Raw genomic sequence first — 22,052 nt, 5'->3', positions numbered from 1 at the left:
GTGCAAGCACTTCCTCTAAAAGACCAATAGTCATTGTCATCAGTAGAGATTTTTTTGAGCCTTGAGCAAAGCGATGCATGTTGAGCTTCAAAACTTGACACGTCACCCTCTTATTAAGTTTTATCGAAGCAGACTAAGTTGATCTTCGAAAAAGCGCAAAGGGTATGCTGATTGATGCCCCCCAAACGCCAAAAACCCCCGACCATCTGTGTGATGATCGGGGGTTTTTAAGATATCTGGTGGAGCTGGACAGAATTGAACTGACGGCCTCTTGAATGCCATTCAAGCGCTCTCCCAACTGAGCTACAGCCCCACGGCGAAATGCACAATGACTAAAACTGGCCGCTTTGTCAACAACTTCTTGAAAAAAAAATGCAGGTTCCGAGAATCCGCCTGCCCCAGGCTTTTACGGCTTCGCCTTTGCGGCCCGCGCAGTAGGTGCAGCCGCAGAGGCGCGTGGCCTACCTCATCAACATGAAAAGCGGCCCCTTCACGCCGCGCGGCACGCTGTAGTACCGCCGGATAAAAAGAGCCGCCCATGACGCATCAATGGGCTTCTTACCCTGAGAGGACTTTGAGGCTCCTCTGCCGCCTGTGCGAACAGGAAGCTGCACGGAAGGCATCCGTGCCCGATAACGCACGCTGGTACGCGCTGTAACAGGAGTTTTTGCGCTTTGAGGGATTACGACTCCCTCAAAACCGTCCGCTTTAATGAAGCCAGTTCAGCGGCTGGCATTGCGGCAACGCAAAATCGCCCTGATAACCGTCTTCGCCCTGGTCTTCAATCAAGTTATTCCCCCGCCTCCACTCGCCAGCGCTGGACGTACCCAGGCAGCCAACCGAATGAGGACGGGGGAACAACCGTCGAAATCCCACAGTTAGCGTGTAACGCCCTCAGCCAGACGCGCCATTTCCGCGCCCGTGACCTCCAGAGCCCTGGCCAGCACATCGTCCGCCACAGCGTAAGAAAAACGGATGCAGTTATCGTCGCCAAAGGCCGCACCGGGCACCAGAGCCACATGCACCTTGTCCAGCAGCCAGGTGCACAGTTCGGTAGAATTGTTCACCGCGCCGCCAAAGCACTTGCGCACGTCCACAAACAGGTAAAACGCGCCGTCGGGCTTGGGGCACACGGCCCAGGGCCAGGTTTCAATAATTTTCATGCCCAGGTCGCGCCGCCGCATGAAGGCCTCGCGCATGTGGTCAATGCACTCCGTGGGGCCGGTCAGGGCCGCCAGCGCCGCCTTCTGCGCGATAGAACAGATGTTGGACGTGCTGTGCCCCTGCATGGCCGATATTTTCTTGATCAGCAAGGGATGCGCGGCCAGAAAGCCCACGCGCCAGCCTGTCATGGCGTAGCTTTTGGACATGCCGTTCAGCACCGCCACCTGCTCGGGATAACGCGCAAACCAGCCGATGGCGCTGGTCATCTTGGCGGGTGCGAACACGAGTTGGTCATAAATTTCGTCAGACAGCACAAAAATACCGCGCTGTATGGCCCAGTCCATAATGGCTGAGAACTCGGCCTCAGTGTACACCGCGCCCGTGGGGTTGCTCGGCGAATTGAGGATGAGCAGGCGGGTCTTGTCCGTCACGGCGGCGTCCAGCATGTCCGGCGTCACCTTAAAGTTCTGCTCCGGGCCGGCATGCACGGTCACGGGCACTCCGCCCGCCAGCATGACCATGTCCGGATAGCTCAACCAGTATGGCGCGGGAATAAGCACTTCATCACCGGGATTGATGGTAGCCTGTAAAAAGTTGTACAAACAGTGCTTGCCGCCAGCCCCAATGACGATGGATTCCTGCGCCACGGGCACGCCGTAGGCGCGGTCAAAATACGCGCCAGCGGCCTTGCGCAGTTCCGGGATGCCGGGCACGGCGGTATAGCGGCAGAAATTTTCGTCAATGGCGGTTTTGGCAGCCTCACAGACGTGCGCCGGAGTGGGAAAATCGGGTTCGCCCACAGCAAGGCTGGTGACGGCTATACCCTGCGCCTTGAGCTCAAGGGCGCGGCTGTTGACACTGAGAGTCAGAGAGGGTTTGATGCTGCTCAGTCGTTCTGAAATCTGCATGAAAGGCTCCTTCCCGAAGGGGGACGCAGTGCGGCGTTTTCGGCAAAATTACAGCCGTAAATTTTATCAGCTTCATCAAAGGGTGTAAATGCGTACAAAAGAGCAACGTGTGCCAGCGTCGCAACCTGAAGACGGTCGGCAGACCAGCGCGATCAATGCGGACACGGCGGCGCAGGCGCGTCCCAACCCCGCTTCGGATCCAATCCGCGCAGGGCAGCATCCTGCGGCCTCGCCGGATTCAGTCCCCGCCTCTCCGAATGCAGTTCCGGCCTTGCCGAATGCAGTTCCGGTCGCGTCGGGTTCTGCAACGCCCTCGCCGGATACAGCAACAACTGCGCCGGATTGTGCCTCGCGCTCATCTGCCGCAGCCTCAACGCCACTGACAGACCGCGCCAGACACGCGCCGGATACGCAGGCAAAAGGCCCACTGCTGCCCTTGCCCCAGGACTGCGTTGTGGGCAGCTTTGTGCAGCGGCGCAAACGCTTCAGCGTCGAGCTGGTCCTGCACGGCGAACCCGTATGGGTACACAGCAACAATTCCGGCAGCATGCTGGGCCTCACCCTGCCGGGCAGCCTGGTTCTGGCGTCCCCGGCTGCCAACCCCAACCGCAAGCTCAAATACACGCAGGAATGCGTGTGGCTGGCTCAGACCGCCACACCAGAAAATCCCGGCATACCGCCCCTCCCCCGCCAGTCAGCGTGCGGTTTTTGGGTGGGCGTCAACACCAGCGTGCCCAACCGCATGCTTGAAGCGGCATTTCACGCTGGGCGGCTCCACTTTGCCAAAGGCTATACCAGCCTCGTCCGCGAAGCCAAACGCGGCCAGAGCCGTCTGGACGGCCTCATGACCGGCCCGGGACTGCCGCCCCTGTGGGTGGAGTGCAAGAATGTCACAATGGTTGAAGACGATGCCGCCTGCTTTCCTGACGCCGCCAGCGAACGCGGACAAAAACATTTGCGTGAACTTATGGATATTGTGGCTCAGGGCGAGCGCGCGGCCATGTTCTACCTGGTGCAGCGCCCGGATGGACGCTGCTTCGCACCGGCTGATTTCATTGACCCGGACTACGCCCGCCTGTTCTACGAGGCTCTGGCCTGCGGGGTTGAGGTTTACCCCTACCGCGCCCTTGTGGACGTGAACGGCATTGACCTTGGCGGCCTTATCCCCCTGCGCCCTGCCCCGTAACAGAGCAGTCCGCAGCACAACAGGACCGCATCAAAGCAGCCCACACGGCAGTCGCACGACACGCCCGCCCCAGCCAAAGCGTGCCCACACCTGCGAACACTGCCTGACCAGACCTTTACCCTGCCTTAAAGCCCCCACGCGGGCCAGACAAAAAGCTACGGCCAGGATTTATAAAAATCCTGGCCGTAAAAGTTGTTGCGTCACGTCGCCCGAGTCCCTGCCCGTGATACCCCGCAGATAAGCGTTAACACGGTGCGCTGCCTGACGCGAAAGCGCCCTGGCCCCAAAATATCAAGCACGCGCGGGGCGATTGTCAGATCAGACAGCAGCGTCCAGCAACAGATTGTCCCTGTGGATGACTTCGGGGTAGTGGGCGTCGCCGAGTATGGCGGCCACCTCATGACGCTTGAGGCCCATGATTTTTTTGAGGTCAGGCGCGCTGTAGTTGGAAAGGCCCACGCCAATGCTCTCGCCATTGTGCAATACGCGCACAAGGCCGCCGCACTGAAAGCCGCCCTCAACTGCGCGCACGCCACCGGGCAGCAGACTGCCGCCCTTGTGCAGCAGCGCGCGGGCCGCGCCGTCATCCACATGCACGCTGCCAGCCGGGTCGGACTGGTAGGCCAGCCAGAATTTGCGCCGCGCAATGGCGTGATGCGCGGGCCGCACCCAGGTTCCGCGTTCAAAGGGTTCGTGCCCGGCAGGCGCGGAGCATGCCCCGGCTGCGGCAAAAGCCCTGCCGATGACCCACGGCTCCCGCCCCGGCAAAATCAGGGTGGGCACGCCCAACTGGGCGGCACGCCGCGCGGCCAACAGCTTTGAATACATGCCCCCTGTGCCCACGGACGTCTTGCCGCCGCACAGCTGGCCCAGATCCAGAGCCGCCACATCGTCAATATAATCCATAACCGGCGCATCCGGGTGCTTCTGCGGGTCCGCCGCCAGCACTCCCGACGAGGAGGTGAGATTGATGAAAAGATCGGCCTCCACCAGATTGACCAGCAGACTGGCCAGACAGTCGTTGTCGCCGAACTTCAGTTCGCTGATGGATACGGTGTCGTTTTCATTGACAATGGGCAGCACGCCCCACTCCAAAAGCTCGGCAAAGGTATTGCGGGCGTTCAAAAAGCGCTGCCGGGCGCGCAAATCGTCCCGCGTCAGCAGCACCTGCGCCGTTGGCATGCCGTGCGCCAGAAAAACCTTGTCCCACGACTGCATGAGCTGGCCCTGTCCCACGGCTGCGGCAGCCTGACGCGCCGAAAGACCTGTGGGCTCCACGGCGCGGCCACGGCTTGCCAGCGCCGCGCGGCCAGCGGCCACAGCGCCTGACGAAACCAGCACAAGCCGACGCGCGCCTCGAGCCGGAGCAGAGGCCTCCGTAGCATTCTGCATCGGTTCGGGCTGTTCCGCAGACGCAGCATCCCCGCCTGTCAGGGGCAAATCACGCAGAAAAGCAAGCTGGGCGGCAAGGCCTTCAAGCACCTTGCAGTTGAGCCCCGAGGCATCGGCCAGTACGGCGCTGCCCACTTTGACGACAACCACACGGGCCTGGGCCAGAACGCGGGCGCGCTCCTGCTGCCAGCTTTCAGACCGCTCTTCACAAGATCGCCCGCTCTCGGGCTGCCTGCGCAGCCCTGCTTCAGAATCCGCGCCCTGACCGCGCTGCCTGCTCATATGCGCTCCGTACCCTGCTATTCTTTGGTATAGATGACTTCGATTTCAGGAAATTCCTCTTCCTCAGACCGATTCACGGCTTCAAGCCGGATCAGGGGCTCATTGCGCGCGGTGGAGGCGCACACCTGCCACAGCTCTTCGACCAGAGGCTCAATACCTATATCGTCGCGGGCCGAGATGAAGAATACCTTACGGCCATCGGCCTTTGCCCGCTCCTTGAGAGCTTCAAGGCGCTCCGGACTCACGAGGTCGATCTTGTTGACCACTTCGATCTGCTTGCGCTCGCCAAGCTCGGCGTCAAAACTGCGCAATTCTTCGTTAACCAGCGTAAATCCGGCCCAGGGGTCTTCATCGCCCACATCCTCGATGCTGAGAATGTGCACCAGAAAGCGCGTGCGCTCCACATGCTTGAGAAAACGCAGGCCCAAGCCCTGACCTTCATGCGCGCCTTCGATCAGACCGGGAATATCGGCCACAACCATGCGCCTGTCCGGATCCACCTCGTCAATCATGACGCCCAGATTGGGGGTCAGCGTGGTGAAGGGATAGGCCGCGATCTTGGGTCTGGCCGCAGAAACCCGCGTGATAAAGGTGGATTTTCCCGCATTGGGCAGACCGATAAGGCCCGCGTCCGCAAGAATTTTCAGCTCCAGCCGCAGATTCAGTTCCTCGCCGGGCTCACCGGGCTGGGAAAAGCGCGGCGCACGCATGGTGGAGGACTTGAAATGCTCGTTGCCTTTGCCCCCACGCCCGCCCTGCGCCACCAGCACCTCGGCGTCCGGATCGCTCAGGTCGGCCAAAAGAACTTCCTCGCCTTCGGGCCCTTCGCCGTAGACCAGCGTTCCCACAGGCAGGTTCAGCACCAGATTTTCGCCCTTGCGGCCATCGCACTGGCTGCCTTCGCCGGGGCGGCCATTCTGCGCCTCATACAGGCGCTTGAGGCGAAAGTCGTACAAAGAAAGCAGCCGACTGTCGGCCTTGAGATATACCGAACCACCGTCGCCGCCGTTGCCGCCGTCCGGGCCGCCGCGCGGCACGAATTTTTCGCGCCTGAACGACAGGCAGCCATGACCGCCCTTGCCAGCACGTACCTGAATTCTGGCTTCATCAACGAATCGCATGCTCTATCCTCTGGCCCAATGACGCTCAGGCCCAATGTTTTATATGTGCGTGTAACACGCCTGCCTGGCGGCAAGGTCATTACTCTGCGTGCGTCCGGCGGAGCTGCGCGGGGCTGCGCCGAACCCGGCCTGCGGCGTGCAGTCCACGCAAGCGCTGGGGATGCGGACGAGCCCTTGCGGGCGGCCACTCCCACGGCCTGCGGTGTTCCGTGCCGACGCGCTGGAACAGACGGCGTTGTGAATCTGCATTTTCAAAGGCAGCGGCATCTCAAAGGCAACGCATCGCAAAGGCAAGGGCTGACCCGTTGCGCGGCGCCCCACGCGTCACCACGTTGTGCCGGGCAGACATGCCGCCCTTGGGCCTGCACAGTATGCGCCCGCCCACGAGCTGCCAAAGCCGATTCAGGATGTCACTGCTCTGGAATACGGGCTGCGCGACCGCGCGTCGCCAGCGAATACGCATCGCCGACCGGTCGCCGCCGCTGCCCCCTGCGCCGCGTACCCGCACAGAACAAACCCGCACAGGGCAAGCCTGCACAGAGCAAATCTGCACAGAGAGCCTGATCGCCATGGCGCGCGCTCCAGAGCACAAAAGCGCCACGAGCCCAGCAACCCTTGAAGACACCATACCCGCAAAATATGCATCAGCCAAATATTCAGCGGGCCAAATTCACATCAGTATAAACACCGAAAGGGAAGAAGCCTTGCGGCCCCTTCCCTTGTCAGCAAATTCCACGCGGCCGCGTTAGCTGGCGGCCGCCTCCACATGCACACGCGTAAGCACGCGGCGTTTGCGGATATACTTTTCAAAGCGCACCACGCCGTCAATCTTGGCGAACAGGGTAAAGTCCCTGCCCATACCCACGTTGACGCCGGGAAACACGGTGGTGCCCAACTGGCGCACCAGAATATTGCCGGCAAGAACGCTTTGACCGCCGAAGCGTTTGACGCCGCGTCGCTGTCCTGCACTGTCGCGGCCGTTACGCGAAGAGCCGCCTGCTTTTTTATGAGCCATAGTAGCCTCCCTGGTGCGCTGAACTACGGTTCAGCCGGGCGAATAAATTTTTGCTCGCCGTAACAATAAAAGCCTTGCGGCTGTCATTGCCGGACATAGGGACGTTCGCCCTCACGCCCGCCGGAACCTTAAAAGGTTCTAGCCGTTGATGCTCTTGACGCGAATGGTGGTGAAGTCCTGACGATGACCGCGCATCTTGCGCGAGTCATTGCGGCGCCAGCGCTTGAACACCTTGATCTTGGGGCCACGCCCGTGATCCACCACTTCCGCCGTGACAGCGGCACCGGCAAGATAGGGAGCGCCAACTTTGCATTCAGCGCCACCGACCATCAGCACCTTGTCCAGGGAAATTTCGCTTCCGGCCTGAGCCGCGAGCTTTTCCACAACGATTTTGGAACCTTCTTCAACGCGGTACTGTTTTCCGCCGGTTTCTATAATCGCGTACATGATATCAACCTCCAAAAAGAGAAAGGCATATTTGCCCCATTGCACGGCAAATGTCAAGCGCCTTCCGCAATTTTTCGGCAAGGACGCGCCGCCTCCGCCAAAAGACGGGGCATGCAGCCGCAGGGCGCTTGTACATCAAGCCGCCGCCAGGCACAAGCAAAAATCACAAATTGTGTCACACAACCCAAAATCAAGGTTCGCACAAGCCATTTTTCGCGATAGTTTTTCTTGGCATGCGGCCTTACCACTGCTATATTTATTTGCGATGAACGAAAATATTCTCACCCTTCAGATAGAAAACTTGACCCATGACGGTCGCGGACTCGCTCGCGCCCATTGCCAGCACACCCTGACGCCCAATGAGCAAAAAGCTCACGCAGGGCGCACCCGCAACCAAGGCACCGTAATCTTTGTTACTGGCGGCCTGCCGGGCCAGACTGTGCGCGCCCGCGTCACCAGACGTAAATCGAGCTTTATAGAGGCTGAAGCCGTCGAGGTTGTGCAGCCCGCGCGCCATTCCGTGCCCGCCATCTGCCCGCATAACGGCCTGTGCGGCGGATGCCCGCTGCAAACCATGCCCTATGACACGCAGCTCCACTGGAAGCGCCGCATTGCCCTTGACGCCATGATACGTATTGGCGGCATGGATGCGGATCAGATGGAAGGCCTGCTTACCGAGGTTCTGCCCTCGCCCGCCATGCGGCGTTACCGCAACAAGGTGGAACTGGCCTTTGCCGGCGGCGGCGATGAACCGCTGACCATCGGCATGCGCCGTCGCAACGGTCGCGGTGTCACGGCTGTGCCGCACTGCGCCCTCATGTCGGTCGAAGCGCGCGGCATGATCGCCATGATGGCCGACCTTGCCGCAGAAACTGGCTTGCCCGCGCACACGCCCAAGGACGAGGCCCGGTACCGCCTGGACGGTCAGGGCACGGGCGACGTGCACGGCAACCAGCATGACCGCCATGCCCTCACCGGATGCCCGGAACGGCTGGCCGCCAAACCCCGGCGAACGCGCTTTGGCTGGCGCTCATCATCCGTTGCGGCCAGGGACGCCGCCGAAAGCAACAAACACGGCAGCGGGTTTTGGCGCTTTCTGGTGCTGCGCAGGGCGCTGGACTCCGATTTGCGCGGTCCCCGCTGGTGGGCGCTGTGCATCACAAGCCCTGGCAGCCCTGCGGAGCAGGCCAAGGTGCGCTCCATTGGGCAGAAGCTTCTGAAGACATTTCCCCTTCTGTCAGGCTTTGTTCATGAAGAACGGGCCAGTGAAGACGCGCTTGTGCTGGGGCAGAAGCGCGTTGCCGTGCTTGGCAGCACCGGCGAGTCCGACCCGGCCGCCTCGCGCCTTTGGCTGCCCCTTGCCGGCGAGCATTTCTGCCTTGACGCGGCCTCGTTTTTTCAGGTCAACACGGCGGCGTCACAAATGCTGGCCAATATGGCTGTGGACATGTTTGAACGCCATGTGCATCAGGACAAGCCCTCCCTGCTCGATCTCTACTGCGGGGTCGGCGCGCCCGGGCTTCTGCTGGGCAAGCGGTGCGGCCGCCTGCTCGGTCTGGAGCAGGACGCCAGGGCTGTGGCTCTGGCGCGGGCCAACGCCAAACGCATGGGCCTTGACCATTGCGTTTATGAGACGGGCGATGCCGGCCTTCACCTGGACAAGCTCGCGCCCTTGCAGGAAAACTACTGGAATCAGACAGAACACTGGGACGCCGTGCTCGTGGATCCGCCACGCGCCGGTCTTGCGCCCCGTGCGCTCAACGCGCTTTTGCGGCTCAATGCGCACACCATCCTCTATATATCATGCAACCCGGCGACGCTGGCCAGAGATGCGGCGCGACTGCGCGGCGCGTACAGGCTGGCGGAAATGCGCGCTGTGGACCTTTTTCCCCATACGCCGCATATCGAGTGCCTGACCCTGTGGCAAAGCCTGTAAATGCTCATGACCCGCATCTTTCCACGCGGAAGCCATTGACGCGCCCCGAAGGCTGTGATAATTTACACAGCGTTGGGGCTCTTGACACTGCCACCCTTAACGCGCGAATAGTATGCGGATATTGCGATCTGACATAAAAGACGCAGGCAGCGCGGAGGAAGCATGTCATTCAAGGACTTTCTGAAACAGCAGCAAAGCGGCCTTGAAGCCATGGCTAATACCGGGGTTATCGGCCTGCATCTGGTCAGTGGCCCGGCGGTTGGCTTCGCCATAGGCTACGGCATAGACTACTGGCTGCATACCGGCCCCTGGGGCAAACTGATTTTTCTGTTTATTGGCATTGCCGCCGGTTTTCTGAATGTTTACCGCGACACCAAGGCATTGCTGAGAAAAATCGCAAGGCAGGACGCAGAGCGCAAAGGCCTTGTACAGCCGCCGGACGGCGCAAGCGCCCCTCCGGGGCAAGGCAAGACGGAGAACCGTGGCCGACAGGAAGAGCATGATACACAGCCTTGACGCATGGCTCTGGCGGCGCGGCATTGACCACCCCGCTGTACGCGTGATGGTGCGCAACGAATTTCTGCTCACTGCTGTTGTTCTTCTTGCAGGGGCCCTGCTGTTCACGGTAACGCCCTGGGTACTCTGGTTTGGCGTGGGGCTGGCCATCATGGCCTGGACATTTTGGGGGCTGGCGCGCTTTTTTCTGCGCCGGGGGCTAGGCGACTACAGCACGGCTTTTTTACGCATCGTTCTGATCCGCTGGCTTGGCAGGCTTATCGTGGTGGGGGGCATCCTTTATATATCCCTCATCGAGTGCCAGGCGCCGGTATTTGCCCTTGTTGGGGGCATGCTGACAGGCGGATTTTTTGCCCTTGCGAGCTTTGCTCTGGCAGCGCGCGCCATCAGGCGCAGCACGTAACCGGGCGCAGCGCGCAATAGAGCGGATGCTCCGCCAGTTGGGCGGCACGAAAATTTCTGGGGAACGGCCTTAGGGCTTTACATCAACGCAGCGCCGCAAAGGCGCGCATCGACCAGGAGGCAGGGCTCATGGCAGGTGGTTTGCCGCATCCGGTATTGCTCTCCACATTTATGGGCATGGACGAAATCACCATCGGTGGACAGATGGTGGAGTTCAAGCATGTGTTCTACTCCTGGGTCTGTATGGCCCTCCTCTTTACGGTTGCCTTGATCATGCGTAGACGCCTGACCCTCGTGCCGGGCGGCTTGCAGAACTTTTTCGAGGCACTGGTAGACACTGTTGAAAACTTCATTATCGCGACCATGGGTGAACACGGGCGCAAGTTCGTGCCGCTGCTGGCGGGCATTTTCATCTACATTTTCGGCATGAACCTCATGGGTCTGGTGCCCGGTTTCGACGCACCTACGGCCAACCTCAACACCACGGTCTGCATGGCGCTTTTTGTGCTCGTGTTCTATAACGCCGTGGGTCTCATCCGTTGGAAAACGCACTACATCCACCACTTCACCGGGCCTTCAAAGTTTCTTATTCCGCTGATGTTCCCGCTGGAAGTGGTGTCGCACCTTTCCCGTCCGGTTTCTCTCTCCCTCCGTCTTTTCGGCAACATCCGGGGTGAAGAAATCGTTATGGTGCTGTTCTTCGTCATGGCGCCCATTCTGGGCACCCTGCCCATCTACGCGCTTTTCCTTCTGGGCAAGACCATGCAGGCCTTCGTGTTCTTCATGTTGACCATGTTCTACATCAAGGGCGCTCTGGAAGCTCCCGAACACTAGACTTGCACAGGGCGGTCTGCCGCCCTCTCCGCCGGGTCATCCGCGGGCGTCCTTCGCCGGACGTAAAACAGGCGCTGCATAGTGGGGAATGGTCGTTTACGACCCAACAATACAACAGTGCAAGGAGTGTCTCATGCGTAAACTTCTGATGATCGCCCTGAACACCGTGGCTCTGCTGGGTATGGCCAGCATGGCTTTCGCCGCCAACCAGCTCGACGCCTCGGCCCTTGGCTACACCTGCCTCGCCGCCGCCCTTGGCATCGGCATTGCCGCCTTTGGTTGCGGCATCGGCATGGGCCTTGGCCTGAAGGGCGCCTGCGAAGGCGTTGCCCGCAACCCTGACGTAAGCGGCAAGATCACCGGTACCATGATTTTGGCCTTCGCCTTTATCGAATCTCTGGCCATTTACGCTCTGGTTATCAGCTTCATCCTGCTGTACGCCAACCCCTACGCGTAGGGCTGGATCAGCTTTGCAAAAAAAGGAGGCTCCGGCCTCCTTTTTTTTTGCCTTTTTTATAACTGAGGCCTTGCGGCAGCATAAAAGACGCTATGCCCTCAGCCGCGCCCTTGGCAAGCATCTGCAACGTGGCCAAAAACGCATACGCGGAGGCCGCATGCCCGGAGCAATGTACCGGGGAAAATATATCTGGGCAGTGTGGGCAAAAAGGTGGAAAGGAACTGCGAGAAGCGAAACAGTAGGGCAGAGGAATAAGAGGCAAAGCAGCGCGACTGGAGCGGCAGCCAGATGCCCGGAGGAAAGGGCGACGCCTGATCCGCGCGTGCGCCAGGCATACTGAAAGAATGTACCTTCGCAAGCCCTCTCCTCTGCGTAAACGGGCTTCTGCACATGGGCATGCCAAGGGCGTCAGCGCGCTGCGTGCCGAACCGGGCAGCCACATCAATACTTACGCAACTGTTTGGCAGAGAACAGTATCGGCAACAACAAGGTGTTCTGAGCTTGCGCCGCTGTTCCTGTGCTGCGATCTTACCGCCAATACCCGTTTTTTTGTCGGGCTGACTGAGCGTGAGGCCAACCACAATGCCGTGTCATGACAATAGGTTGATCACGACGCTACCCGTGAGCGGAACCAGCCCATTACTGCGGGGCATTGCACGCTCCCCCCCAAGACGCTACACTGCGCGCGGGTCTCATCCTTTGCCGTGGCAGAAGGCGAGGCAACGCGAATGCACCCTGATGATGGGGTGTTTTTCACAATGAAAAAAATAAATTAAACTTGCTATCTCGCTGAATGCGATAAATCGTGGGCGGCGAACAAAAATTCCGCGGACTGTCATGACGGAACGGGCCATGGGCCTGTATTTTCCGGGATTACATAGATTTTTTTGCTGGATACGACGTATCTTGCAGCTTGGGGCTTAACCTTTGTCTCCTTTTATAGTAGCATTTCACTCATAAAAATTCTTTTTGTAACATGCGAGCTCCAACCAATTTTCCGACCCTGGCATGCGACAAAAGAACAAAAGGTGGGCATGTATAACACCCTTTGATTAATGACAAAATACATGCACTAATTCCAGGCCATACACTGGGCATCTTTTTAGTATCTCATTCACAGGCAGAGCCCGTCAATGGTTGTGCACCCAACTTAATAACGATAGGTTGTGTGCAAGGATTGCCACGGCATAGAATTACATATATTTTATATGCTGTTGGGAGTAGCAAGGCTATCATTGGCTCAGCTTGCACATTTACTGTTTTTTGATAGACACTTTCTTTCACGAGATGACATCTTCCCGTTGACAAGCTCGCGGCTTTCCAGAAGGTACACCATGGCTAACCAACCCAAAAGCAAACATATCCCTCGCGCAACCATTCAACGCCTTGCGACCTACGTGCAGGTGCTTGAAAACTTTTCACGCGATAATGTGGAGGTCATTTCCTCCAACCCTCTGGCCGAGGCCTGCGGGGTCAATGGCTCACAAGTGCGTAAAGATCTGGCCTATTTTGGCGAATTCGGCATCCGCGGCGTAGGCTATCATGTAAAATCTCTCATTGCCGCCATCACCTCCTCGCTGGGTGTTGACCGCGAGTGGCGCATGGCCCTCATCGGCGTCGGCAATCTGGGTAAAGCCATTCTCAACCATAGTGAATTTCGCGCCCGCGGTTTCAATATCGTGGGCATATTCGACTGCGACCCCTTCAAGATCGGCGAGATCGTCCACGGTCTTGAGGTGCACTGCACCCGCGACCTCAAGGATATGGTCTCCGACCTCAATATCGAAATAGGCATCATCACCACGCCCCCTGAAAGGGCGCAAAGAGCGGCCCAGCATCTCATGGACGCGGGCATAACCTCCATTCTCAACTTCGCTCCGGCCCGCATCAAGGTGCCCGAACGCATCAACGTGGAGTACGTGGACTTTTTCCACCATCTTTACGCCCTGGCGTTCAACCACCCCATGACCCGCTAGGACGCCTGCCTTGGCGCTGCCGCGAAACCGCACTTCATGGCCAGGACGTTGCTACGACGCCCTGGCTTTTTTGACGCGCCTTGTTCCCCCCAGGCCCGACTGTTCTGGCCGTGACCTTGGCCCCTGCCTGCCCTGTTACGGCCTGGCGGGCCTGTGCCTTGGGCTTGCCGTCACACTGCCCTGCTGGTTTTTTTGGCTGCTGCTGTCGCGCCGCGCCCAGGCTGATCCCCTGCTATGCGCGGCGCTTGCCGCGTGGCTCTGGATGGCTCTTGAGGTATGGAGCACACGCGGGCTGCACTGGGACGGGCTCGCTGACCTTGGCGACGCAAGCGGCAGCGGAGCCCAGGGCGACCGGTTCTGGGCCATCCTGCGCGACAGCCGCCTGGGAGCCTTCGGCGCTCTGCATCTTTTGCTGGCCTTTGGGGGCATGTGGCTCACTGTGTGCTGGCACATCCGGGCGGGACAATGGCTGTGGCTCTTGGCGGCTCCTGCCTGGGGCAGGGCCTGCGTTATCTGGCTGGCGGCCTTTGCGCCGCCCCGCGAGCCGGATTCGCTTGGGGGCCTTACCTGTGCGGGCGCAAGCCCCGCGCTGGCCAGATGGTACGCCCTGGCAGCCCTGCTGGCCTTATGCGGGCTGGCCCTGCTCGGCCATCAGGCATGGTGGCGCGTGCCCATAACCGCTCTGGGGCAGTTTTTTATTCTGCGCCAGATTGCGGCTCTGGCCCGCAGCAAGGGCGGCATTTCCGGCGATTTTCTGGGCGCGGGCATACAGTGGGGGCAGTTGTGGTTTCTGGCAAGTACGGTGTAGAGTAGGGACAGTTCATTTGCCTGGGCAACCAAGGAGGAACCCATGAATTTCAGAGAGTTGGCGGAAAAGGCCAGAACCTGCCGCCGTTTTTATGAAGACCGCCCCCTGACCATGACCGACCTGGAATGGCTTGTGGACTGCGCCCGTCTGGCCCCTTCGGCCAAAAACGCGCAGGAACTGCGTTTCAGCCTGGTAGCGCATGGTGAGACCTGCAACAATCTGTTTCCCCTCACCCGCTGGGCCGGAGCCCTCAAAGACTGGGGCGGCCCCCACCCCGGCGAGCGCCCCACAGGCTTCATCGCCATTCTTATGCCGCAGGGCGGCGGTGAACTGACGTTCTATGATGTGGGCATAGCCGCCCAGACCATCCAGCTTGCTGCCAGCAGCCGCGATTGGGGCTGCTGCATCATCAAGTCCTTTGACCACCAGGCTGTTCCCGTACTCCTGCAGGTTCCCGCCGAACTCAAGGTGGCGCTTGTTCTTGGTTTGGGCGTTGCCAAGGAGCAGCGCGTGGTCGCTCCCATGCCCGCCGACGGCGCATTCGGCTACTGGCGCGATAAAGAGGGCCTGCATCATGTGCCCAAGCGGACGCTTGAAGAGCTGATTGCATCCCGTTTTTAAAGTATTGTGCCTTTGAAAAGGCTTGCGCTCTACCACTGCGCAAAAGTGCGGATCGCCGCAACAGGGCGTGGGCTCTGCCGAAAATCGCTATTTTCTGCAGAATGGCAAATGGTAATGTGAAGCTTTTCAAAGCTGCTCTGATCTGGATTTGCGGCGTCCACATGCCGCGCAGGCCAAGGCTGGCCCGCATGAACCCGCAGGCCCCAGCTGACCGTCTCGGCCATGCCTGCCGCAAGTCGTAAAGAATATGCCTTCAAGACGCTCCGCTCTGGACGCCTTGCGCGCACCCCACACAGAACAAAAAAATGCACGAGGGCTGCCCCACTACTGGCAGCCCTCGTTTTTTGTACGCCTTGCATCTGGCAGTATTATCCGTCCCTTTACGTCCGGACCCTGACACTAGCAGCCGGTGCGAGCATGCCACGAAATGCCGCACTATGGCGCTTGGTTGACACAGCACACTGCAAGACACACGCCACGACGTACAAATACAACAACATCCTGATCATATTATCGCTGAAATGCTTCACATTTCAATTTGACATTCAGCCGGACATCGAATTTTCGGCTGAACCATCATTACGCTGCGCTCTACTGCACTTGTACAGCCGTAGAGCATGTTACTTTTTCAAAGACAAAATGCCCTAAAATACAGACTGAACGCATGCAGACCTGAACGCCGTGAGCTTCTACTCCGGCGTACAAGCTCCATTGCCATACAGGCAAAGAATGCTGGACTGTCCTTTGCCGCCTTCCTTAGCATTGTACAAAGCCTTGTCTGCGGTCATATAAAAATCGTCATAGGTGTGACGGCCACTCTGGCTAAAGGCCACGCCCGCGCAGACGTTTACCCGCACGTCGCCAACAAGCGGTTCTTCAAGTTTAAGAGTGATTCTTTCATATATTTTTGCGATCCGCTCCAGGGGCAGATTGCGCGCAAATGCGGCAAACTCATCGCCGCCCAGGCGGAACACAACGTCATCCTTGCGAAAGACCTGACGCAGCACCCCGGCAAATGCCTTGAGCACGGCATCTCCTGTGGAATGCCCCGACGAGTCGTTGATGTTTTTGAAATCGTCAAGATCAAAGATGAACATGGCGGCGCTGCTCTGCCTGCCCTCTTCCACTTCTCCAAGCTTGTGGACGATGAGGTTCTCCCCCGCAGCCCTGTTGTAAATGCCGCAAAGGGCATCCTTTTCAGCCCGGTTAAGCAGGGCGGCCCGCTCTTTTACACGGTCATGCGCGTCCTTGAGAAAGCCTATTATGCACACGTCCCGTGACTGCGGATCGGCATAGCCCACCAGGGTCAGACTGTGCCACGTGTAGGCGGCGTTTAGGCGAACCCGGGCGCGCACCTCGCAGGTGCAGTCCATCAGGCCGTTATGCACAAGGCTGACCATGTCTCCAATCTTGTCTTCCTGCCCTGGCGCAAAAATTCCCTGCTGCAAGAGGGCCTCCGGAACTTTGCGTTCCTTGAACAGATTGCCGCATCTCGTCATGTTCTCTTCAAGGTTTGCCAGGGCCCGCGTGGCAGGGTCTATTTGAAAAACTACGTCCACAGCGCTGTGTATAAGCGCCTCAAGCCGCTGTCGGTTTTTTTCTATCTCTTTTTCCAGCAGCACCTGTTGGGTCACATCCTGAAAAAGGCAGGCGCAATACCCGTACTGCGGCTGGTGGCAGGTCACCATAAGGTGCCTGTCGAGCGCGGGCCAGAAATCCGTAATTTCCTGCACGCGGCCATGGCAGGAGGTTTCCCAAAACGCATACAGCCATTTTGGGCCAAAATTAATACGGGATTTGACAAGCGAGGCGCCGATGAATCTTTCGCGGCTGGTGCCGAAAAGAGAAAAAAGAGCCTGATTGCCATAGACAGGCACAAGGTCGCTGGGGCGCCCCATCATATCAAGGTCAACACGCACCACGGCAATGGCCTGCGGCAGGCCCTGCAAAAAATCAAGATGGGAGGTATCTGCTAAACCCTTATCAGAAGAGATCAGGGTGACTTGTTCTTTAAGTTGGCGACCGGGGGCTTTCACTGCGAAGCCCCGGGCGCATGATAAAACCTGTTCCATATGGTCCCCTCGGGGTTGGGGGGAATAATTTGTGAGGTGACTTTTGCGCGTCATGCTGCACATCCCACGACACTCTAAAAAATCTATATACAATTTCAGATATAAAAAACACAGCCAATCCTGTCAATTCGTTTTGTTAAAATTTTCAAAATAAAAATCCTTTACTTATAAGGATGATACAGAAAAAAAATATCTGCTTGAATTGAAAGGCCCACAAAAAAACCATATAACTTCATAGTATATTCCACTGTCAGGGTTTCTGCCTTCCGCCATTATTCCTCTAAAAAAATCCAACTTCGCCACGCTGTTACCTCACTATGGAATACGCACGACCTGCAAAGCAGCCCAGCGGCACACTGAAACCCCTGTTTTCGGATGTCTATCACAAACGAACGCGCGGGGGCCGCCGCATTACAATTTTGGCGCAACACGCATTGCAGGATGCGTCCGGACCCTGAAAGCAGATATGCCCATGCGCGCCTCCGCCGCCGTGATGTGTGCGCCCGGCAGCGACCGCCCAGCGCGAAATGCCGGATACCTGCTGGCTATTCAAAGCAAATGACGCTAGCCTTTACCCACGAAAGCCCACCGGGAGGATGGCGTGCGAAAATTATGTATCAGCCTGTTTGCCGTCTTGATGGCGACGCTCATATACATCCCGGCCCTGGCCGACCCGCAGGACAGTCTCCGCAAGCTGGCCGCAGGCATGTGGGCCTTTCAGGCCCAGAAAAAAGAGGGGCTGCCGCCCTGCCCGCTGACTGAAGACGAAGCAAAAGAGCTGACGGCCTGGCTCGACGCGGAATACCGCAAACAGGGACAGGGACTGGGCCCGGAACAGGCCGCCATGATGGCAGGCGCGCTGGCGGGGTACGCCGCTGCCGCCGAAGGCCCGCAAAAAGTGGGCAAAAACCGACAGAACGCAGGCTCTGCGCCTGAATTTGATATTCCCGCCTACTGCAAAGGCGTCGCCATGGGCAGCCCCCTTATCGAATCCGGCTGCTTTGATGCGGAGCGGGAAGCCAGAACGGCCATCGCAGCCATGACCGATGTGCCGGAAAACATTTTGCGCCACTGCACTGATGTGGCACAGACAGGTCGGGGCAGCTACACGGTCATGCAGAGTTGCATCCACACAGAAATGAATGCCAAAAAGCAGATGGGCCCATAGCCTGCTGCGGGAGGTTTTGTTATGAAAAAATTTGCCTGGCTCTTTATCGTTCTGCTGCTGACGGGTTGCGGCAGCAATCTTGAAAAACTTGACGGCAAGTGGCGGGGCGACCCTGCGGGCACTGTGGCGCTGGCAAGCCCCGACGTGCAAAAAGATTTTGCCAGTATTCCCTTTGTGACCAAGATGCTTGAAGGCCTGGTGCAAAGCCTGCGTGTGGACGTTGACGCCAGAAACAAGACCATTGCCTTCGCGCTTGGCGGTATTGCCTATACCGGGGGATTTACCGTCGTGGCCGACAAGGGCAATACCATCACCCTCAAGAACGACAAGGGCAACACCCTCGACTTTGTGCTCAAGGACCCCAACACCATCATACTTAAAAATGACGGCAAGGCTGACGGAAAACTCGACCAACTGGTATTCAAGCGCGTAGAATAGCACGGGCAAGCACGGCACGCCTCGGCACGCCACGCGAATGTCATGAACAGCGCGTGAACGGCTGACGGCTTGCCGCCGGATGGCCTGTCGCCAGCCCGTGCCAGTCATGCCAGCGGGTGGAACACGGCCACCGACCGGACATCAAACCAGGCTGTCAGGGCTGCGGTGCAGGCTGACCGTCAGAACCGGCTGTTTTGGGAATATCCGCCACAAACGTACGGCATCTTGAACCGTTGAGAATGCATATTCTCAACGGTTTTCTGTTTTAGAACATTTTGACTTTAAAAAAGCGCAAAGGCTTCAACGCTGCACAAAAGTACCGCGCGCCACAACGTGGCGTGGATTCAGCCCAAAATCACATTTTCGACTGAATGAACACTTTGAAATGTAAAGCACGTCAAAGTTAATCTGCTCGAGAGCAATTTGACGTTGATGCTGAAACTATTCTCGAGGCTGCGAGAACAGACGCTCGTCCTCAAGGAGCACGCGCAGGCAAACCACGCTTTTGCTCTTCGAGGCGAATATGCGGGGAACTGGCGGGCGAATCCGCACTGCCGCTCTGTGGACGGTTCTTTGTTTCGCGCTCTGGCGCGCTCAACCGGCTAAAGCCATAATAAAACCAGACCCCGCCCGGTACGTACCGGGCGGGGTTGCAAGGAAGCTCACAGGGTTGAGCATGGGCGTCAGGCGGGCGTTCTGGGTAGCGCCCGCCTGACGCGTCGGGGTTGTCACAGGAGGAGGGTGTGGACAATCCAATCTGCGGTCAGCCCCTGCCTGGAGGGCTGGCCGGCTTTACCTTTAACGGGAGCAACAAGTTAATGGCAAAAGCCGTGCCAGACACAAAGCATTCTTTTAACTATTCGCTTTTTCTAAACAATCTATAAAAATGCCCTGGGGGCTGCGTCCTGCAGGTGCGACAATTTTACTCATGATTTTGTGTGATATGAGTAAAAATTACGCATCCTCTCTTTCGCATCGCGGGCGAAGCGCCCGGCGCGCCCCGCTTCAAGCCCGAAAATATTTTGCAACATATTGAGGTATAATAAAATTTTACAGTGTGGGGGCGCGGGGGGATGGCCCCTTTTGCAAGAGGCCCCGCCCCCACAAAATACTTCAAAGTGCCATGGCTCTAGCCAAAAACCGGCACGTGCAAAATCAGCCAGACCGCAACAGGGGCCAGGGCTGCTGTAAGAATACCCGCAAGTATGAGGGCCAGCCCGCCCATGGCGCCCGGCTCTTCCCCTTCCTGCAGGGCCGCTGCCGTACCCTGGGCATGGGACACGGTGCCGAGGGCCAGCCCTCTGGCAAAGGGGTCGCTCACACGGGCCAGGTTCAGGGTCCATCCGCCGATAAGGGAGCCAAGCGTGCCCGTGGCCACCACAAAGGCGGCCGTCAGCGACGGTATGCCGCCGTACATGCCCGCGACTTCAATGGCAAAAGGAATGGAGGAACTCTTGGGAATAATGGATATGACCACTTCCTGCGGCAGACCACCCACCCTTGCCAGCAATCCCGCCGAAAACATAGACACAAAGGTTCCCGCGCACACGCTGCCTATGATGGCGAGCGCATAGCGCAAAAGCACATGACGGTAACGGTACAGGGGCAGAGCCAGCGCAACCGTGGCCGGGCCAATGAACGCGGTCATGATTTTTGCCGAGGGTTCATAGACGGCATAGGGAATATCAAAAACCACCAGCACGATGATGACGGCGGCGGCTCCAAGAGCCACGATATTCAGCAGGGGGTGCTTGTAGCGCAGGTACAGCGCGCGCACCGCCATATAGGCCAGCAGCGTGCCCAGAATGCACAGCAGCGTGCTTACGCTTGCGTAGGATTGCATGACTCGCCCTCCCTCTTGCTCGCTCTGCGGCGCAATGCCCTGCCCATCAGCCCCACGGTCAGCAAGGGCAAAATGGCGCTGATGACAATGGCGGCAAGCAATATCCAGCCATACTCATAAAAAACGCCGCCCCACTGCATGAGCCCCACGGCCACGGGCACAAAGAAAAATACCATATGCTTGAGTAAAAAATTCGCCGCCGTGCTGATGTGATGCTCCTTGATGACGCCTGTGAGCAAAAGGATAAAAAGCACCACAATGCCAAAAACATTGCCGGGCACCGGCAGGCCCACGGCGCGCACCAGCCAGTCCGAGCCCCAGAACAGGCCCGCCAGAATGGCCATCTGCCATAAGAACTTCCACGTCTCTTTCATGTCCGCCTACCGCCAAAGTTGATCGCAACGCCGACAACCGCGCCGCTTGCCATTTGCCTCAGACTATATAATGGTTACTTTCATTACAAATGAATAAAAATGACAATAAACATCAAAATTGGTGAACACATGGAACTGACAGACCTGCGAACCCTTGTCAGCGTTATGGAGGCGGGCAGCATTACCGCCGCAGCCAAGGAACTGAACCGTGTGCCCTCGGGCGTGACCACGCGCATTCTCCAGCTGGAAGAAGACCTGGGAGTGCAGCTTTTTCTGCGGGAAAAGAAGCGGCTCTACCCCACGGACAAGGCGCAGACCCTCTACGGCTACGCGCGCAAGATATTGGCAATGATGGATGAGGCGGAAGATCGCGTCAGGGGCATGGCCCCCGGCGGCAAATTCCGTATCGGCGCGCTGGAAAGCGCGGCGGCTGTGCGCCTGCCAGAAGTGCTGGCGCGGCTGCACGCGGGCTACCCGCAAATCTCGCTGGAACTGATCATCGGCACCAGCCGCTCGCTGTATGAAGATATGCTGGAGAACAGACTGGACGCGGCCTTTGTGGTGGACATGCCTGAGGACGACAGGCTGGAGCGCATGGACGCCTTTGCCGAAGAACTGGTGATCATAGCGCCGGAAGGGCACGCGCCCATTTGCTGTCCCGGCGACATCGGGCGCAAGACAGTGCTGGCCTTTCAGGGCGGCTGCGCCTACCGCAACCGCCTGGTCAACTGGTTTCGGGCTTTCGGACGCGAGCCGGAACGCATTGCGGAGCTCGCCTCCTACCACGCCATTGTGGGCGGCGTCATCGCCGGCATGGGCGTGGGCGCTGTGCCGGAATCAGTGCTCCACCTGTGCCGGACTGAGGGCATTCTTTCCGTGCATACGCTGAAACACCCCCTGTGCACGGCCACCACGGAACTGGTCTGGCGCAAGGGCATGCTCTCCGCCAATATGACGGCCCTGCGGCAGTGCCTTCACAGGCAGGAACAGGAACCTGCTGCAACCGGCAACTGATCGGGGTTCGTCGCGTTGAAACGCTTTGTGGGGGAGGGACCCTTTTGCAAAAGGGTCCCTCCCCCACGCCCCCACCCC

20 protein-coding genes and 1 tRNA gene are annotated in these 22,052 nt (G+C 58.6%); 12 read left to right on the top strand and 9 right to left on the bottom strand.

Annotation, left to right across the window (positions count from 1 at the left end; genetic code table 11):
• Positions 1-237 precede the first annotated feature (237 nt).
• Both BCS36_RS09875 and BCS36_RS09870 read right to left on the bottom strand, forming a co-directional pair.
• A tRNA-Ala gene (locus BCS36_RS09875) sits at positions 238-313 on the bottom strand.
• 565 nt (positions 314-878) lie between these two features.
• Entirely contained in the window at positions 879-2,072 is a 1,194-nt protein-coding gene (locus tag BCS36_RS09870) for a pyridoxal phosphate-dependent aminotransferase (protein ID WP_291302726.1), read from the bottom strand.
• A 427-nt stretch (positions 2,073-2,499) separates the two neighbouring features.
• Between BCS36_RS09870 and sfsA the strand changes: the two genes are divergently transcribed.
• Complete coding sequence (sfsA, locus tag BCS36_RS09865) at positions 2,500-3,258, top strand: DNA/RNA nuclease SfsA (RefSeq protein WP_367209390.1); 759 nt, start codon at positions 2,500-2,502, stop codon at positions 3,256-3,258.
• 318 nt (positions 3,259-3,576) lie between these two features.
• Here the strand turns inward: sfsA and proB are convergent, their stop codons facing one another.
• The 4 genes from proB to rplU all read right to left on the bottom strand — a co-directional run bounded on the left by proB (position 3,577) and on the right by rplU (position 7,515).
• The gene (gene proB, locus BCS36_RS09860; protein ID WP_291302725.1) at positions 3,577-4,932 is read right to left on the bottom strand and encodes a glutamate 5-kinase; all 1,356 of its coding nucleotides are present in this window, start codon (positions 4,930-4,932) and stop codon (positions 3,577-3,579) included.
• A 17-nt stretch (positions 4,933-4,949) separates the two neighbouring features.
• The gene (gene obgE, locus BCS36_RS09855; protein ID WP_291302724.1) at positions 4,950-6,053 is read right to left on the bottom strand and encodes a GTPase ObgE; all 1,104 of its coding nucleotides are present in this window, start codon (positions 6,051-6,053) and stop codon (positions 4,950-4,952) included.
• 745 nt (positions 6,054-6,798) lie between these two features.
• Positions 6,799-7,068, bottom strand: a complete 270-nt coding sequence (rpmA, locus tag BCS36_RS09850; protein ID WP_179980209.1) for a 50S ribosomal protein L27 — start codon at positions 7,066-7,068, stop codon at positions 6,799-6,801.
• A gap of 138 nt (positions 7,069-7,206) precedes the next feature.
• The gene (gene rplU, locus BCS36_RS09845; protein WP_015939251.1) at positions 7,207-7,515 is read right to left on the bottom strand and encodes a 50S ribosomal protein L21; all 309 of its coding nucleotides are present in this window, start codon (positions 7,513-7,515) and stop codon (positions 7,207-7,209) included.
• A gap of 265 nt (positions 7,516-7,780) precedes the next feature.
• Here rplU and BCS36_RS09840 point away from each other — a divergent pair, with 265 nt between their 5' ends.
• The 8 genes from BCS36_RS09840 to BCS36_RS09805 all read left to right on the top strand — a co-directional run bounded on the left by BCS36_RS09840 (position 7,781) and on the right by BCS36_RS09805 (position 15,065).
• Positions 7,781-9,451: a hypothetical protein gene (locus BCS36_RS09840; protein WP_291302723.1), complete on the top strand. Its 1,671-nt coding sequence runs from the start codon at positions 7,781-7,783 to the stop codon at positions 9,449-9,451.
• 162 nt (positions 9,452-9,613) lie between these two features.
• Positions 9,614-9,967, top strand: coding sequence for an AtpZ/AtpI family protein (locus BCS36_RS09835; protein ID WP_291302722.1), 354 nt, complete (start codon positions 9,614-9,616; stop codon positions 9,965-9,967).
• The gene (locus BCS36_RS09830) at positions 9,951-10,370 is read left to right on the top strand and encodes a hypothetical protein (RefSeq protein WP_291302721.1); all 420 of its coding nucleotides are present in this window, start codon (positions 9,951-9,953) and stop codon (positions 10,368-10,370) included. Before BCS36_RS09835 ends, BCS36_RS09830 begins: the two co-directional genes overlap by 17 nt.
• A 128-nt stretch (positions 10,371-10,498) precedes the next feature.
• Positions 10,499-11,203 carry a F0F1 ATP synthase subunit A gene (gene atpB / locus BCS36_RS09825; RefSeq protein ID WP_291302720.1) on the top strand — a complete coding sequence of 235 codons (705 nt, stop codon included), beginning with the start codon at positions 10,499-10,501 and terminating at the stop codon, positions 11,201-11,203.
• A 133-nt stretch (positions 11,204-11,336) separates the two neighbouring features.
• On the top strand, positions 11,337-11,660 hold the full coding sequence (gene atpE / locus BCS36_RS09820; RefSeq protein ID WP_179980215.1) for an ATP synthase F0 subunit C: 324 nt from the start codon (positions 11,337-11,339) through the stop codon (positions 11,658-11,660).
• Between the two features lie 1,334 nt (positions 11,661-12,994).
• Positions 12,995-13,636 carry a redox-sensing transcriptional repressor Rex gene (locus BCS36_RS09815; protein WP_179980216.1) on the top strand — a complete coding sequence of 214 codons (642 nt, stop codon included), beginning with the start codon at positions 12,995-12,997 and terminating at the stop codon, positions 13,634-13,636.
• Positions 13,637-13,646: 10 nt separating this feature from the next.
• A complete protein-coding gene (locus BCS36_RS09810) occupies positions 13,647-14,444 on the top strand; it encodes an adenosylcobinamide-GDP ribazoletransferase (protein WP_291302719.1) in 798 nt (265 codons plus the stop codon).
• Positions 14,445-14,486: 42 nt separating this feature from the next.
• Positions 14,487-15,065: a nitroreductase family protein gene (locus BCS36_RS09805; RefSeq protein WP_291302718.1), complete on the top strand. Its 579-nt coding sequence runs from the start codon at positions 14,487-14,489 to the stop codon at positions 15,063-15,065.
• Positions 15,066-15,754: 689 nt separating this feature from the next.
• On the opposite strand, the gene BCS36_RS09800 is transcribed toward BCS36_RS09805, so the two are convergent.
• Complete coding sequence (locus tag BCS36_RS09800) at positions 15,755-17,137, bottom strand: GGDEF domain-containing protein (RefSeq protein ID WP_291302717.1); 1,383 nt, start codon at positions 17,135-17,137, stop codon at positions 15,755-15,757.
• Positions 17,138-17,738: 601 nt separating this feature from the next.
• Here BCS36_RS09800 and BCS36_RS09795 point away from each other — a divergent pair.
• Together BCS36_RS09795 and BCS36_RS09790 are read left to right on the top strand one after the other, a co-directional pair.
• Positions 17,739-18,305 carry a hypothetical protein gene (locus BCS36_RS09795; protein ID WP_291302716.1) on the top strand — a complete coding sequence of 189 codons (567 nt, stop codon included), beginning with the start codon at positions 17,739-17,741 and terminating at the stop codon, positions 18,303-18,305.
• A 21-nt stretch (positions 18,306-18,326) separates the two neighbouring features.
• Positions 18,327-18,743: a hypothetical protein gene (locus BCS36_RS09790; RefSeq protein WP_291302715.1), complete on the top strand. Its 417-nt coding sequence runs from the start codon at positions 18,327-18,329 to the stop codon at positions 18,741-18,743.
• A 1,129-nt stretch (positions 18,744-19,872) separates the two neighbouring features.
• Here the strand turns inward: BCS36_RS09790 and BCS36_RS09785 are convergent.
• Entirely contained in the window at positions 19,873-20,586 is a 714-nt protein-coding gene (locus tag BCS36_RS09785; RefSeq protein WP_291302714.1) for an LrgB family protein, read from the bottom strand.
• Positions 20,565-20,960, bottom strand: coding sequence for a CidA/LrgA family protein (locus tag BCS36_RS09780; RefSeq protein ID WP_291302713.1), 396 nt, complete (start codon positions 20,958-20,960; stop codon positions 20,565-20,567). Before BCS36_RS09780 ends, BCS36_RS09785 begins: the two co-directional genes overlap by 22 nt.
• A 99-nt stretch (positions 20,961-21,059) precedes the next feature.
• On the opposite strand from BCS36_RS09780, the gene BCS36_RS09775 reads away from it, so the two are divergent.
• Complete coding sequence (locus BCS36_RS09775) at positions 21,060-21,974, top strand: LysR family transcriptional regulator (RefSeq protein WP_291302712.1); 915 nt, start codon at positions 21,060-21,062, stop codon at positions 21,972-21,974.
• Positions 21,975-22,052 lie beyond the last annotated feature (78 nt).

Origin of the sequence: Desulfovibrio sp. MES5, assembly GCF_002237645.1 — a bacterium.
Lineage (GTDB): Bacteria > Desulfobacterota > Desulfovibrionia > Desulfovibrionales > Desulfovibrionaceae > Desulfovibrio.
This window is presented reverse-complemented; position numbering and strand designations above follow the sequence as displayed.

Excerpts from the sequence above, each read along its gene's own strand:
- BCS36_RS09870 (WP_291302726.1), bottom strand. The coding sequence starts at position 2,072 with ATGCAGATTTCAGAACGACTGAGCAGCATCAAACCCTCTCTGACTCTC.
- proB (WP_291302725.1), bottom strand. The coding sequence starts at position 4,932 with ATGAGCAGGCAGCGCGGTCAGGGCGCGGATTCTGAAGCAGGGCTGCGC.
- obgE (WP_291302724.1), bottom strand. The coding sequence starts at position 6,053 with ATGCGATTCGTTGATGAAGCCAGAATTCAGGTACGTGCTGGCAAGGGC.
- rpmA (WP_179980209.1), bottom strand. The coding sequence starts at position 7,068 with ATGGCTCATAAAAAAGCAGGCGGCTCTTCGCGTAACGGCCGCGACAGT.
- rplU (WP_015939251.1), bottom strand. The coding sequence starts at position 7,515 with ATGTACGCGATTATAGAAACCGGCGGAAAACAGTACCGCGTTGAAGAA.
- BCS36_RS09840 (WP_291302723.1), top strand. The coding sequence starts at position 7,781 with ATGAACGAAAATATTCTCACCCTTCAGATAGAAAACTTGACCCATGAC.
- BCS36_RS09835 (WP_291302722.1), top strand. The coding sequence starts at position 9,614 with ATGTCATTCAAGGACTTTCTGAAACAGCAGCAAAGCGGCCTTGAAGCC.
- BCS36_RS09830 (WP_291302721.1), top strand. The coding sequence starts at position 9,951 with ATGATACACAGCCTTGACGCATGGCTCTGGCGGCGCGGCATTGACCAC.
- atpB (WP_291302720.1), top strand. The coding sequence starts at position 10,499 with ATGGCAGGTGGTTTGCCGCATCCGGTATTGCTCTCCACATTTATGGGC.
- atpE (WP_179980215.1), top strand. The coding sequence starts at position 11,337 with ATGCGTAAACTTCTGATGATCGCCCTGAACACCGTGGCTCTGCTGGGT.
- BCS36_RS09815 (WP_179980216.1), top strand. The coding sequence starts at position 12,995 with ATGGCTAACCAACCCAAAAGCAAACATATCCCTCGCGCAACCATTCAA.
- BCS36_RS09805 (WP_291302718.1), top strand. The coding sequence starts at position 14,487 with ATGAATTTCAGAGAGTTGGCGGAAAAGGCCAGAACCTGCCGCCGTTTT.
- BCS36_RS09800 (WP_291302717.1), bottom strand. The coding sequence starts at position 17,137 with ATGGAACAGGTTTTATCATGCGCCCGGGGCTTCGCAGTGAAAGCCCCC.
- BCS36_RS09790 (WP_291302715.1), top strand. The coding sequence starts at position 18,327 with ATGAAAAAATTTGCCTGGCTCTTTATCGTTCTGCTGCTGACGGGTTGC.
- BCS36_RS09785 (WP_291302714.1), bottom strand. The coding sequence starts at position 20,586 with ATGCAATCCTACGCAAGCGTAAGCACGCTGCTGTGCATTCTGGGCACG.
- BCS36_RS09780 (WP_291302713.1), bottom strand. The coding sequence starts at position 20,960 with ATGAAAGAGACGTGGAAGTTCTTATGGCAGATGGCCATTCTGGCGGGC.
- BCS36_RS09775 (WP_291302712.1), top strand. The coding sequence starts at position 21,060 with ATGACAATAAACATCAAAATTGGTGAACACATGGAACTGACAGACCTG.